We start from the raw sequence: 12,481 nt of genomic DNA on the forward strand, positions 1-12,481 counted from the left end.
CGGTACGGGATGCACGGGGGTTGGCTTCGAGAACGAAAACCTTGCCGTCTTCGATGGCGTACTGCATGTTCATGAGACCGCAAAACGCCGCAAGGTGTGTGTTGCGACAGGCCGCTTGCGGGCTGGCATGACCGAACCGAAGACGTTTCTGGAAACGTGGAGGGATTCTGTTTTGCGGGATAATGCAATCTCTTATTGGCGTTCCCCGCGCTCCGCACGGGTCGGGCTATATTTTATGGGGTGCCCGGTTCACTCCGTTCCCGCCCAACCTCATAAAACCGAGCCTGAAGTCTCGGCCCCAAGGGGTCACTATCCCTAACTCGGATGCATGGAAAGAATTATTTCAACATTTTAGGTATTCTTTGATTCCTGCCTTTTTTGTAGAAAATCAAGAATTTCTTCAAAAGACACTGATTTTGCCAAGAATGGTTTAAATTTAAACCCCGTCAGTTTATCTTTCCACTCACAATCTCGCCATAAAATTTGAACATTCAACTGCGTTTCATGAAAAGAAGTCAACTCTTTGCTCGATATACTATGTGGCAGGACACAAAAAATATGGAATCTCTTCGCCTCGGTATTTTTCAAAACAAACCACCACTCTTTTTCCAAAAACTTCTTCTGCGGAGCAAGCCAATAAACCTTTGAAGTTGTATTTAATGTTGCGAATGTATGTTCAGCCTCAGGTTTCAAAATATCCTGATTTATAAGGGAACACAGAGCTATTGCAAATTGTTTTTCAGAATATCCTCCGACTGAAATCATTTATCTCCTTGGTCATCTCCATCTTTTTTATTTCAGCGTTGCCAAATCTTCATCCTTGAAAAAATCAAGAATCTCCTATTTATTACCAACACTTTTCAGCCATTCTGCATCTGCTTTCATAATGGTATAAGTGCAATCTTTAGGCTTTGCTTTCCCAGTATTGTTTATTTTTAGGACATCCAATACACTTCCCAAAAAGTTACTCTTTATAGCATAATTCACATTTTGGGATTTTCCTTCTAGTCGAGATACAACTATTCCTATAATTTTATCTTTTCTAACCAACGGACCTCCTGAATTTCCAGGCTGTACAGCGGCATCAATTTGGTATGTTTTCACATCGTCTTGATAACCCTTACGTGAGGAAATTATTCCCTTTGTAGCCTTAAGACTAAATCCTTGTTTCAAAATTTGAGGATAACCATAAACCGTAACATCCTCCCCAATGTCATAGATTTTTCGATCAATGGCGCACGAAGTAAGTTTCTTGTCTGATTTTAGCACAGCAATATCCAATTCCAAATCTTCATAAATAACACTTAATGTAATATTGCTAGAATCATCCTGGTAATCATTCGTCGCAAAAATTGAATCAGCACCATCTACAACATGCTGATTTGTCACCATAGTCCTTTCATTAATCGCAAAACCAGAGCCAAAACCTGTATTTCCCAAGGACGGAATATAATTTCCCTCAAAGTCAAATAAAATTTTCCAATGATGTTCTAGATAATAGTATGCATAGTCATTTCCCATAATAAATTTTGCAGGCCATACACCACTATAACCATAATAAACTGTAATCCTTTCGTCATTATAATTTACAGTATCTCTTTTTTCTGTAACAACTAAATCATAATTTGAAGAATAATCTTGATCCCTAGTAGTATATCGTGTCGTTATCTTAATCGAATCTCTTTCCCCCGCAACGAACATCAATTCCATTGTTCCGCTAGCAAGGAACGATGATTCTCTTTCATAATTTTCCGTCCGAGTATTATAGTAATCAACAGCAAGCCCTTTAATTGCGTATGATTTATTTTGGTTCACCAGCCACGAAGTAGTTTCGTATGGCGAAGCATGCAGAATGCCAACTACAAAACCTATCAAACATAAATATTTCACGATTTTTCTCATTTCAAGCCCCATTGTTGAATTCAGACATCTTTTTCGCTAGGCAAATATTTATAAATCCCGACAATTGCAACAGAGAGAAGGATTATTGTGGCAAAAAATCCAAACCATTTTTCAACAGACCAATTACTAAACATGCTTTTTTCTTGTTGTAAATTCACAGAAGCTTCTTTTGAAGAGATGGACTCATTAACATGATCAATATTCAGTGTGTCCCTCGATTTATTTTCTTCCACAGAGTCCAAGTTTGCTTTTTGAAAGCTATTTTGAATAGAATCTACTTTAGAATCAATCACATCTTGCAAAGATGTAGGAACTCTTAAAAACAAATTTTCATGGGTATCAGCAACAAACGTTTCATAACGATTTCTTCTTAAAGAATCCCTAGACAACGAATCTATTCTATGGATATTTCGAATACCGGCTCTTGCTGCTCCAAACCCAAGATTCCAATGTTTACCCGCAGTATGCTCCGTGCCTTCAAAAATTCTTTTGACAACCTTCGTTGGAATACGAATCGCAAAAGCGTCCTCCGCAAGAAAAGCAACGCAACATGTAATAAAGACAATCATCAACTTACCCAGCTTCACTTCTCGCATACCTTTCCGTGATTATTTCGGACCCCGAACATGGTAATGTTCCTCGGGAGACTGATATTCTTGATAACGTTTCGTTTTGTCAGCTCGTAAATCCGCTTGGATTCGAACCGCATACGTTTTCATCGTCATATCGGACTCCATCGTTTACACCTATGGAGTCTTCCCCTTATTCAACAAGAAACCACATCTATTTTCTGGAAACGAAAAAAGGACGTGGATCGCTGCATTTACCTAAACGGGGCTCTAGACTGCCTCTAAATGATAAACGCAAACGACCCACGCCCCGAAAGGGCTGTTGCCCATGGCTAACACAACCAAAACACCAGCTTGAAAAAGCCGGAATAGCAAACTGAAACATACCGCGATAAACGGTATGCCTGCGTGAGCGCTCGCCTTGTCCTCATTTAGGTGAAACTGTCTAGATTTCGTTTAGAGAACAAGAGCAAAAACTCTATTTTTCTCCAAATATAACTTAAAACTCACGGATTCAACAATCTACCATTTAAATTTTATATCCAAAAGGCTTGTTTTTATAGCAAAACATCGTTATTTTTGAAAATCGTTCGTATATTTTACGGAAACATTGCCCCAAAAGGCTATAACAATGTTGCAACAGAAAGATGTTAACGAAAAACAGATTCCTCAAGATCAAGCCTTTGACGCTCTAGAAAGAATCATCAAGGCTGCTCCTGAACTGGACTACGAAAAGGAACTTGCATCTTGGCGTGATGAAAGGTTTGCCGGATGAGGGCTCTTATTGACACACAACATCCTAATGGATTACGTTGTAAAACGTGAACCATATTTTGCATTTGCAAGGTCTATTGTTGATGCGAGAAGGCAGAATGTCTTCGATGGCTGTGTCGCAGCCCATTCTTTCACAAACATGTTCTACATTCTCCGCAAGGTTTACGATGACGCCACAAGAAGGGCTGTTCTCTTAAATCTTACAGAGCTTTTCGATGTCGGAGATGTAAATAAGAATGTTATCGTGAAAGCTTTGGAGAATCAAAATTTTCCAGACTTTGAAGATTGTGTTCAAAGCGAGGTTGCTGAAAAATATCGAGCAGACTACATTGTTACTAGAAACCCGAAGGATTTTGAAAATTCCAGGATTTCTTGCATTTCTCCTGAAGAATTTTGCGCTTTGCTAAAGTGATTTTATTGAAATGCGTTAGGCGCCGCAGCCCGTATGGGTTCGGACGCGAAGCGGCTGAACGAAAAAAAGACCGAACTGGATTTTTCCAGCTCGGTCTTTTTATAGCGCAAGGCACCGGCCCGGCCCACTTCGGCAAGCTCAGTGGCCTTGGCCGGGCAACGCCCAGAAGAAGTTAATTAAACTTCTTCAATGGAAGCGTGATACTCTTGCAGAGACTTCACTTCGCCCTTGCCTGCCTTAGCAGCCGCAATGCCCTTGACGGTGTCGAGAGCGGCGGCCAGGGTGGTGATGTAAGGAGTCTTGTACTTGATTGCAGCCTTACGGATGGCGGATTCATCGGCAACAGCGTCGCGGCGAGCCCACGGGGTGTTGATGATGAGGTTCACCTGCTTGTTCAGGATAACATCCAGAACGTTGGGGCGGCCTTCGGCGATCTTGTTCACCACTTCGCACTTGACGCCAGCCTTTTCGTAGAACTTGGCGGTGCCTTCGGTAGCATAGATCTTGAAGCCCAGTTCCTGGAAACGCTGACACACTTCGATAGCCTGGTCGCAGAGGTTGGTCTTGTCGGACAAACTAATCAGCACGGCACCGGAAGACGGGAGGATAGAGCCTGCAGCTTCCTGGCTCTTGTAGTAAGCCAGGGCGAAGTCTTCGGAGAGGCCCAGCACTTCACCGGTGGAACGCATTTCAGGGCCGAGAACCGGGTCAACCTTGGGGAACTTGTCAAACGGGAACACAGCTTCCTTGGCGCCGTGGTGCTTGAACTTCTTGTCCTTCAGCTTCAAATCTTCCAGCTTTTCACCCATCATGAGGCGGGTAGCAAGGCGGGCCATCTGAGTGTTACAGACCTTGGAGACCAGAGGCACGGTACGGGATGCACGGGGGTTGGCTTCGAGAACGAAAACCTTGCCGTCTTCGATAGCGTACTGCATGTTCATGAGACCGCAAACGTGGAGGGATTCTGCAATCTTGCGAGTGTAATCCTTGATGGTCTTCAAGTTTGCTTCGGTAATGGTTACCGGCGGAATAATGCAGGCGGAGTCACCGGAGTGGACACCTGCAAGTTCCACATGTTCCATCACGGACGGAATGTAAACGTGTTCGCCGTCAGAGAGGGCGTCGGCTTCGCATTCCAGAGCGTTGTGGAGGAAACGGTCGATGAGGAGCGGGCGATCCGGGGTAACGCCAACAGCCTTGGCAACGTATTCGCGGAGCATGTTTTCGTCGTAGATGACTTCCATGCCGCGGCCGCCAAGCACGAAGCTGGGGCGGATCATCACAGGGTAGCCACCGATCTGCTTGACGCAAGCGAGGGCTTCGTCGATGTTCGTTGCCATGCCGCTTTCGGGCATCGGGATTTCCAGCTGGTCCATCATCTTGCGGAACAGGTCGCGGTCTTCAGCGATATCGATGGAATCGATGCTGGTACCGAGAATCTTCACGCCTTCGTCGGAGAGAGCGCGGGCGATGTTCAGCGGAGTCTGGCCACCGAACTGCACGATAACGCCAGCGGGCTGTTCCTTCTTGTAAATCTGGAGAACGTCTTCGAGGGTAACCGGTTCGAAGTACAGCTTGTCGGAAGTATCGTAGTCGGTAGAAACGGTTTCCGGGTTGCAGTTCACCATGATGGTTTCGTAACCCATTTCGCGGAGAGCCATTGCAGCGTGGCAGCAGCAATAGTCGAATTCGATGCCCTGGCCGATTCTGTTGGGGCCACCGCCGAGGATCATGATCTTCTTCGGGTTGTTGGTGGCGGTAGATTCGTCCTTGCAGTTGTAGGTAGAATAGTAGTAGTACTGGTCCTTCACGCCGCTAACAGGCACTGCGCACCAGCCTTCAACCATGCCAAGTTCGATACGCTTTGCACGAACGTCCTTTTCGCGGATGCCGAGGATCTTTGCGATGTACTTATCGCCAAAGCCGTCCTTCTTGGCCTGGATCAGGAGTTCGTCAGAAGGCATGCGACCCGGAGTCTTGAGCATCTTTTCTTCAAGTTCAACCAGTTCGCGCATCTGCTGCACGAAGTAAGCCTTTTCGTAAGTTGCTGCGAAAACTTCTTCGTCGGTTGCACCCTTACGGATGGCTTCGTACATCTGGAAGTGACGTTCAGAGGAAGCAGTCTTCATCATGTCGAGAAGTTCTTCCTTGGTCTTCTTGTTAAAGTCCTTAGCAAAGCCAAGACCTGCACGGCCATTTTCCAGACCGCGGATTGCCTTCTGGAGGGTTTCCTTATAGGTCTTACCGATAGCCATGACTTCGCCCACAGCCTTCATCTGGGTGCCCAGGCAGTCATCAACGCCGCGGAACTTTTCGAATGCCCAGCGAGCGAACTTCAGCACAACGTAGTCACCGCTCGGAGTATACTTTTCGAGGGTGCCGTCGCGCCAGTAGTCCATCTGGTCCAGAGTCATGCCAGCAGCGAGCTTTGCAGAAACCAGAGCGATGGGGAAACCGGTTGCCTTGGAAGCAAGAGCAGAGGAGCGAGAGGTACGGGGGTTGATTTCGATGATCACCACGCGGCCAGTCTTCGGGTCGTGTGCGAACTGAACGTTGGTACCGCCGATCACGCCGATAGCTTCAACGATCTTGAAAGCGTCGGTCTTCAGCTTTTCTTCAAGCTTCTTGTCGATGGTGAGGAACGGAGCGGCGCAGAAGGAGTCACCAGTATGAACGCCCACCGGGTCGATGTTTTCGATGAAGCAGATAGCGATCATCTGATTCTTGGAGTCGCGAACCACTTCGACTTCCAGTTCTTCCCAACCGAGAATGGATTCTTCGATGAGGCACTGGTGAGTCATGGAAAGTTCAAGGCCGTTACCACAAATGGTACGGAGTTCTTCGACGTTGTAGCAGAAGCCGCCACCTGCACCACCCATGGTGTAAGCCGGACGAACTACAACAGGGTAGCCGATCTCAGCAACGATCTTTTCGGCTTCTTCAACAGAATGGCAAATGCCGGAGCGCGGGGTGTCGATGCCCAGCTGCTGCATGGTAGCCTTGAAGATTTCACGGTCTTCGCCGCGTTCGATAGCGTCCAGGTTCACGCCGATCACCTTAACGCCGTACTTGTCCAGGATGCCAGCCTTGTTCAGGGCGGAAGACAGGTTCAGGCCAGTCTGACCACCAAGGTTGGGGAGCAATGCCTGAGGACGTTCCTTGGCAATGATCTGCTCCAAGCGTTCGAGGTTCAGCGGTTCGATATAAGTAGCGTCAGCCATGACCGGGTCGGTCATGATGGTTGCCGGGTTAGAGTTCACCAGCACGATCTTGTAACCCTGTTCGCGCAGAGCCTTACAGGCCTGGGTGCCAGAGTAGTCGAATTCGCAAGCCTGGCCAATAACAATAGGACCAGAGCCGATGATGAGAACCTTATCGATACCTTCGATCTTCATTTTTTATCTCCGTGTGTTAACAACTAAAATTCGTGCGGTTTTCGCCGCATAAAAAGAGAGCTGAACCAAAAGGTCCAGCTCCAATAAAATCAACAATCTTGGAAACAGAAAGGGAATGAATAGAAACAGAAGAAACACCAACAGCGGCGGTTCGCTTCGCAGCGCACTTAGCAATGTCTTGGGTCTTCAGAATTTCCATCATCTCTAACTAAAATTCACAAGGTTTAAACTTGCGCAAATATAGTTAGAAATGTAAAACCATTCAACAGTTTTTAACAAAAAATGTAATGCCGTTAATCTTCCCCGGCAGTATCTTCCCTAAAGGAGTCATTCATTCCAGGATCATTACGATCCTTACAGATGGAAGAATCGCGATTATTAAGGCAATCATCATCTTCGCCATCAACCGCGCCCGTGCCACCACATGCAGTAAATCCGGCAACAAGAGCAAACAACAGGAACAATCCCAAGAACTTCTTCTTCATAGGTTTCTCCTTCTTTATAACTTATTGATACACAGCAAGTTATATATAACAAAATATTTCTTTTGTCAATGGGAGATACCCCCCAAAAAACTTTTGAAGACAAAAAAAACGCCCACCCGAAGGTGAGCGTCATAAAGCTTTTTAGGCTAAATAAGGATTACTTGCCTGGCACTGCTTCGCAGCGCCTCGCAATCGGTTCGGTCATGCCGACCATGCGAGCATGGTCGTCGCGACGCCCTCCTTACTTGCTCTTCTTAGCAGCCTTCTTAGCAGAAGCGGTAGCCTTGAGAGCTGCGCCAACCTTGAAGGAAACAGTCTTGGAAGCCTTGATCTTGATGGTAGCACCAGTCTGCGGATTGCGGCCAGTACGTGCAGCGCGTTCCTTAACCTGGAAAGTACCGAAGCCGATCAACTGAACGTTGCCGTCCTTCTTGATGCCAGCAGCGATGCCGTCGAGCACAGCGTCAACAGCGCGGCCTGCAGCGGCCTTGGATTCAATGCCAGCTTCCTTGTTAGCGAGGATAGCTTCGATCAATTCTTGCTTATTCATTTTATAACTCCTTGAGTTGGTTTAAGAATTTATGACTTTATTATACTTTTTTTTTGAATGATAAGTGCGAGTCTTTCAAAAAAAGATGCAAAAAAAACGACACAATCGTTGTAAAATCAAGCCTCGGGGCTAGGTTCGCCCTCGTCCTCCGCAATCTCGTCAGCTTTTTTCTGAATCTTTTCCAAGTAAACTAAGCAGATACAAGTGAACGGAATTGCAACAATCAAGCCAAGGAAACCAAGCAACTTGCCCCAGATAGAAAGGGAAAGCAAAATGCCTACCGGCGGCAGATCCATTGAGGATCCTACGATTTTTGGAACGAGGAAGAAGTCCTGAATAACCTGGACAAGACCATAGATTGCAAGGACAATCACAGCCACTTCCCAGAAAGGCATTGCAGTATCCAACGCATAGACCACCGCCAGCAGCAAGGCCAAAGGAATGGTCGTCAACTGCAAATAGGGAATCATGTTCAACGCACCTGAGAACAAACCGAAGGCAACTCCCATAGGCAGTCCAATGATTCCAAAGCCAATTGCGTACAGGACTCCCACCGTCAGTGCCACCAAGGACTGGGCACGGAAGTAGCTTCCCATGAAGCGATCAACTTCTTTTCCAAAATCAGCTGCATCAATCCTGAACTTTCTCGGAACCAAGCTCTTAGCTCCGCGGCGAAGTTTCGGCATATCCAACATAATGAACACGAGATACATGAAAATCAAGGCCGCACCAGACAACCAGGCAATCAAGTGCGATGTCTTAGACAACAAGCCCCAAGCACTTGGAAGAACGCGGTCAGCCACAGATTGTGCAGACTGCCAAAAGTCAAGGCTACGCATGGACTTCGCAATCTGATCCCACGAAATCATTCCCTTCACAGATTGCCACATGTCTTCAGGAACGAACACAGAAATTCGAGACACCCAGGTGGAATCACTGAACATCTTCGGGATAAGTTCACCCAGGTGTCGGACTTCGTTTACCACCATAGGAACAAACACATAACCGGCCCCAGTAACAATCAAAGCCAAAGCAAATATCACAAGGACAACAGCAATGATGCGATGTTTCAATTTTTCTTGAAGTTTGCAAACCACAGGGTCCAGGATGTAGGCCAACAAGAATGCAGCAAAGAACGGGAACAAGACTCCGCTCAAATAGTTCAGCACCCAAAGCATGGCTCCAATACCAAGAACCACAATAAGGTTACGCATAATTCTATCAATAGTCCATGCGCGTCTCATCAGCGTCTCCTTATCCAAATCAGCGAAGCAATCCACAGCAGAAGCATCAAGCCAAGAACTACGTACATTACCGTAACGAAGCTGTGGTTCTCGCCCCACAGTCTCACACCTCGCAACTTAATTTCATCAGGAATGCCAAGCATGGTTCCTTCGCCGCTGGACACTTCCAGCATCACACCACGCTGAAGGTATTTCATGCCATCGTCCTTATCAAGACCTCGGTCGGCAAACCAACGGTCAGGCACATTCAAATCCTGCAAGGACAATGCGACAACGCCCTTGCCCACTGCAGTTGATTTCTGCAGCGGTCGGTAGCTTGCATACAAGTTATCCTTACTGTATACCGGATCGTTGTTCAGCATGCGGGTAGTCACGTTACGCATGCGTCCTGTTTCAACAAGAACTTCTATGGAATCAAATCTTGAGAAGTCAAAGAAATCTGCAGACGGCCTTTTGTTTACCGACATCAAGTTGAAACCAATGCCAGCATAGGGATAAGCCATTCCAGAATGAATGTTCACATCCGCCGTAATCACGGAATCCGTCTGCTTCAAGTCGCAAACAGAAAAGCCACCCAGGTCGCGGTCCGTCAACGCATAGACTTCATAAACATTAGACGGAAAGATTGTCAGTTCATTGGAGTGAAAACTAAAGAATGCAGCAACCCACAAGGATGCCAAGATTGCAAGTATGGTTGTCGGAGCTGCAAATGATTTCACGTTTTACTTTCCGTCAGATTTCTTTTCGCAGGAATTCTTGCGACCAATGGCAACAACAGTCAAACCAAGAATAATGAACAACACCACACCGAAGGCAAAGTTGCTCACACCCTTAGCGGTTATCTCGTGAATAACCAAGGAATACTTTTGGCCGCGTTTCTGATTCCAACCCGGAGCAATTTCCAAACGGGCAATAGTTTCCTGATGGCGACGGTTCATGGAAGGGTCAACCTTGCCGTCAGTATACCAGAAATCGGGAGTGTAGAAATGCTCCATGGGAACAACAATACGCAGACGTCCATCCTCGAGAGGCACTTCCTTCAACAACAAGCGGAAGGAACGGAGGTTTTCCGGTTTTGTAACATCGGGATCAAAGGCCCAAATCTTGACAAGGACTTCCTTTGTTCCATGAGATTCCACATCAAAAACAACAGAGTCCACGAAAGTCCAGTTACGGTATTTCCCCTTTTCACCCTGACTCAGGTCAAAAACCAAGCCACACCATGCACCGCGCGCCGTATCAGCGCCAAGGGTACAGGAAAAATCCAGAACAGAATCTTTCGCAGAAAATTCAACTTCAGACAAACCACCATCGGCCTTGTCATCATAAGCAACAACAGTCATTCCGTCGGTCAACGGAAAGACGCTTTCAGTAAAGTAACGGTTGGGCAAGGCGAAATACACGCCAAGAACAACAGCAACTATTGCAGCGAGAACTGCATAAGTTTTAGCCATAAATTCTACTTGTCTTCGGGTTCGAGAATCGGTTTCAATCGCAGGTTATACTGCAGCAAATCCATCGGATCCTCATCCGGCATCTTTTCGCCAATAAACTTGTCTACAAGATTGAAAAGCCAGCGGATGAAGAAGAAATGGTGCTTTTCCTCTTTGCCAGGCACCTGGAACGGATGCTCCAGGGTACGCTTAAGCAACGCCACCGTCATGGACGGAGTAAAGTGGAACATCTTGCAGCAAGTCGTCACCTTACCATCGGTACCATAATCCGGAAGCTTACCCTCAACTAACGGTTCCCCATGGTCAATACAGCAAACATTATCGCAAACCGGGTCCTGCACATTCTTGGCAAGCAAAGCCTTCAGCCAAAGTTCACGGGACTTGTCCGAGAGGTCAGAACGGAAAGCCATAGTCTGATCGCAGGGGAAGAACGTGGAATAGCAGTGAGGACAAATGCGGAGGTCGAGATGGAGGATCTTGACTTCAGCAACTTCGGACTTACAATAAGGACATTGACTCATGAAAATGAATATAGCAAAAGGTTCCCACGCGGGGGTAGTTCTCACAGGTCCGGCGGCATCATTTTCAGTCCATTTTTTTATATTAGCAGACATGGCTAAAGTAGTACAAATCACCCCCGAAAATTTTGAAACCGAAATCGCCCAGGCCTCCGAGACCAAGGCCGTGGCCGTTCTTTTCTCTTCCGCCGAATACCCCGACTGCGCACCTTACGCCCAGCTGGTCGGCTCCTTCAGCACCAGCATGGACTTCACCCTGGGCGTCGTCAGTTGCGACGACCGAGCCAACATGCAGCTCATCCAGGCCTTCCGCGTCCGTTCCGTTCCCGAAGTTCATATCGTGGACAAGGGGCAGATTGCAGACGTTATCGCAGGAGTGCTCCCCGAAGCCGACCTCAAGAAGCGCCTGGAAAAGTTCTACACCTCCGACGAAACCCGCACCCAGAATACCCTGGAAGAAGCCATCGCCAACAAGCAGTTTGACGAAGCCCTCCCCCTCCTGAACGAAGCCTTGCAGAAGACTCCTGACGACAAGAAGCTCCTTCTCCTTTGGGCAAAGGCAAGCCTCGGCATGGGCGACACCGAGAAGGCCAAGGAAATTTTGAACAAATTCACAGAAGCCGACGACCAGTACAAGGAAGCCAAGTCCCTGCTGGAACTTCTGGATTTCCACGCCGAAGCCGCCAAGAAGGACGTCCAGGGCAAGGAAGCCATCGTCTATCAGCAGTGCTGCATCCTGGCCGCAGGCGAACAGTTCGAAGATGCCCTCCAGGCATTCCTCAACCTGTATGTGGAAGCTCCGGAATGGAACGACGGGGCAGCCAAGAAGGCCATGCTCACCCTGTTTGGAGTCCTAGGACCCAAGCACGAGCTCACTTGGAAGTACAGAGCCAAGCTGAATACGATTATGTTTATTTAGAGGTTCCAGGCTCGAGGTTCGAGGTGTAGCTTTTCATAATTTGTAACTTCGCGCGACTATATTTTCAAAAGGAGCGTTCCATCCGGAGCGTTCCTTTTTCTTTTTCCCGTTTTTTTTTCAAAATATCGCCCTTATCTTTTTAAAACAATCTTTAAAAACCTCATTTCACGCTTTTAAGGTCACTTATCTCTCGCCTCTCGTCTCTCGTCTCTCGTCTTTACTATATTCACTAGCGTATTTTATTGAATTAATACACCCG

At 47.0% G+C, this 12,481-nt stretch carries 14 protein-coding genes; 3 read left to right on the forward strand and 11 right to left on the reverse strand.

Annotated elements, in window-relative coordinates; translation table 11 throughout:
* Nucleotides 1-351 precede the first annotated feature (351 nt).
* The 3 genes from MJZ25_12615 to MJZ25_12625 all read right to left on the reverse strand — a co-directional run bounded on the left by MJZ25_12615 (nucleotide 352) and on the right by MJZ25_12625 (nucleotide 2,498).
* Nucleotides 352-765, reverse strand: coding sequence for a hypothetical protein (locus MJZ25_12615; protein ID MCQ2125015.1), 414 nt, complete (start codon nucleotides 763-765; stop codon nucleotides 352-354).
* A 75-nt stretch (nucleotides 766-840) separates the two neighbouring features.
* On the reverse strand, nucleotides 841-1,902 hold the full coding sequence (locus MJZ25_12620; protein ID MCQ2125016.1) for a S1C family serine protease: 1,062 nt from the start codon (nucleotides 1,900-1,902) through the stop codon (nucleotides 841-843).
* A 20-nt stretch (nucleotides 1,903-1,922) separates the two neighbouring features.
* A complete protein-coding gene (locus MJZ25_12625; protein MCQ2125017.1) occupies nucleotides 1,923-2,498 on the reverse strand; it encodes a hypothetical protein in 576 nt (191 codons plus the stop codon).
* 604 nt (nucleotides 2,499-3,102) lie between these two features.
* Between MJZ25_12625 and MJZ25_12630 the strand changes: the two genes are divergently transcribed.
* Together MJZ25_12630 and MJZ25_12635 are read left to right on the forward strand one after the other, a co-directional pair.
* The gene (locus MJZ25_12630) at nucleotides 3,103-3,246 is read left to right on the forward strand and encodes a hypothetical protein (protein ID MCQ2125018.1); all 144 of its coding nucleotides are present in this window, start codon (nucleotides 3,103-3,105) and stop codon (nucleotides 3,244-3,246) included.
* Between the two features lie 27 nt (nucleotides 3,247-3,273).
* Nucleotides 3,274-3,657: a PIN domain-containing protein gene (locus tag MJZ25_12635; GenBank protein MCQ2125019.1), complete on the forward strand. Its 384-nt coding sequence runs from the start codon at nucleotides 3,274-3,276 to the stop codon at nucleotides 3,655-3,657.
* 176 nt (nucleotides 3,658-3,833) lie between these two features.
* On the opposite strand, the gene carB is transcribed toward MJZ25_12635, so the two are convergent.
* The 8 genes from carB to MJZ25_12675 form a co-directional block, all read right to left on the reverse strand.
* On the reverse strand, nucleotides 3,834-7,052 hold the full coding sequence (gene carB / locus MJZ25_12640) for a carbamoyl-phosphate synthase large subunit (GenBank protein MCQ2125020.1): 3,219 nt from the start codon (nucleotides 7,050-7,052) through the stop codon (nucleotides 3,834-3,836).
* Nucleotides 7,053-7,068: 16 nt separating this feature from the next.
* On the reverse strand, nucleotides 7,069-7,254 hold the full coding sequence (locus MJZ25_12645) for a hypothetical protein (GenBank protein ID MCQ2125021.1): 186 nt from the start codon (nucleotides 7,252-7,254) through the stop codon (nucleotides 7,069-7,071).
* 91 nt (nucleotides 7,255-7,345) lie between these two features.
* Entirely contained in the window at nucleotides 7,346-7,537 is a 192-nt protein-coding gene (locus MJZ25_12650) for a hypothetical protein (protein MCQ2125022.1), read from the reverse strand.
* Between the two features lie 241 nt (nucleotides 7,538-7,778).
* A complete protein-coding gene (locus tag MJZ25_12655) occupies nucleotides 7,779-8,087 on the reverse strand; it encodes an HU family DNA-binding protein (protein MCQ2125023.1) in 309 nt (102 codons plus the stop codon).
* 116 nt (nucleotides 8,088-8,203) lie between these two features.
* Nucleotides 8,204-9,331 carry an AI-2E family transporter gene (locus MJZ25_12660; protein ID MCQ2125024.1) on the reverse strand — a complete coding sequence of 376 codons (1,128 nt, stop codon included), beginning with the start codon at nucleotides 9,329-9,331 and terminating at the stop codon, nucleotides 8,204-8,206.
* The gene (locus MJZ25_12665) at nucleotides 9,331-10,050 is read right to left on the reverse strand and encodes a hypothetical protein (GenBank protein ID MCQ2125025.1); all 720 of its coding nucleotides are present in this window, start codon (nucleotides 10,048-10,050) and stop codon (nucleotides 9,331-9,333) included. Before MJZ25_12665 ends, MJZ25_12660 begins: the two co-directional genes overlap by 1 nt.
* Nucleotides 10,051-10,053: 3 nt before the next feature.
* Nucleotides 10,054-10,785 (reverse strand): hypothetical protein, encoded by a 732-nt coding sequence (locus MJZ25_12670; GenBank protein ID MCQ2125026.1) that lies wholly within the window; start codon nucleotides 10,783-10,785, stop codon nucleotides 10,054-10,056.
* 5 nt (nucleotides 10,786-10,790) lie between these two features.
* A complete protein-coding gene (locus MJZ25_12675) occupies nucleotides 10,791-11,306 on the reverse strand; it encodes an rRNA adenine N-6-methyltransferase family protein (GenBank protein MCQ2125027.1) in 516 nt (171 codons plus the stop codon).
* A gap of 91 nt (nucleotides 11,307-11,397) precedes the next feature.
* Between MJZ25_12675 and MJZ25_12680 the strand changes: the two genes are divergently transcribed.
* On the forward strand, nucleotides 11,398-12,222 hold the full coding sequence (locus MJZ25_12680) for a tetratricopeptide repeat protein (protein ID MCQ2125028.1): 825 nt from the start codon (nucleotides 11,398-11,400) through the stop codon (nucleotides 12,220-12,222).
* Nucleotides 12,223-12,481: the final 259 nt, after the last annotated feature.

This window comes from Fibrobacter sp., from assembly GCA_024399065.1.
Taxonomy (GTDB): Bacteria; Fibrobacterota; Fibrobacteria; order Fibrobacterales; family Fibrobacteraceae; genus Fibrobacter.

What these genes read in the sequence shown, in the direction of transcription:
- MJZ25_12615 (MCQ2125015.1), bottom strand. Translation starts at nt 765, where the DNA reads ATGATTTCAGTCGGAGGATATTCTGAAAAACAATTTGCAATAGCTCTG.
- MJZ25_12670 (MCQ2125026.1), bottom strand. Translation starts at nt 10,785, where the DNA reads ATGGCTAAAACTTATGCAGTTCTCGCTGCAATAGTTGCTGTTGTTCTT.
- MJZ25_12655 (MCQ2125023.1), bottom strand. Translation starts at nt 8,087, where the DNA reads ATGAATAAGCAAGAATTGATCGAAGCTATCCTCGCTAACAAGGAAGCT.
- MJZ25_12625 (MCQ2125017.1), bottom strand. Translation starts at nt 2,498, where the DNA reads ATGCGAGAAGTGAAGCTGGGTAAGTTGATGATTGTCTTTATTACATGT.
- MJZ25_12635 (MCQ2125019.1), top strand. Translation starts at nt 3,274, where the DNA reads ATGGATTACGTTGTAAAACGTGAACCATATTTTGCATTTGCAAGGTCT.
- MJZ25_12645 (MCQ2125021.1), bottom strand. Translation starts at nt 7,254, where the DNA reads ATGATGGAAATTCTGAAGACCCAAGACATTGCTAAGTGCGCTGCGAAG.
- MJZ25_12630 (MCQ2125018.1), top strand. Translation starts at nt 3,103, where the DNA reads ATGTTGCAACAGAAAGATGTTAACGAAAAACAGATTCCTCAAGATCAA.
- MJZ25_12650 (MCQ2125022.1), bottom strand. Translation starts at nt 7,537, where the DNA reads ATGAAGAAGAAGTTCTTGGGATTGTTCCTGTTGTTTGCTCTTGTTGCC.
- MJZ25_12660 (MCQ2125024.1), bottom strand. Translation starts at nt 9,331, where the DNA reads ATGAGACGCGCATGGACTATTGATAGAATTATGCGTAACCTTATTGTG.
- MJZ25_12620 (MCQ2125016.1), bottom strand. Translation starts at nt 1,902, where the DNA reads ATGAGAAAAATCGTGAAATATTTATGTTTGATAGGTTTTGTAGTTGGC.
- MJZ25_12680 (MCQ2125028.1), top strand. Translation starts at nt 11,398, where the DNA reads ATGGCTAAAGTAGTACAAATCACCCCCGAAAATTTTGAAACCGAAATC.
- carB (MCQ2125020.1), bottom strand. Translation starts at nt 7,052, where the DNA reads ATGAAGATCGAAGGTATCGATAAGGTTCTCATCATCGGCTCTGGTCCT.
- MJZ25_12675 (MCQ2125027.1), bottom strand. Translation starts at nt 11,306, where the DNA reads ATGAGTCAATGTCCTTATTGTAAGTCCGAAGTTGCTGAAGTCAAGATC.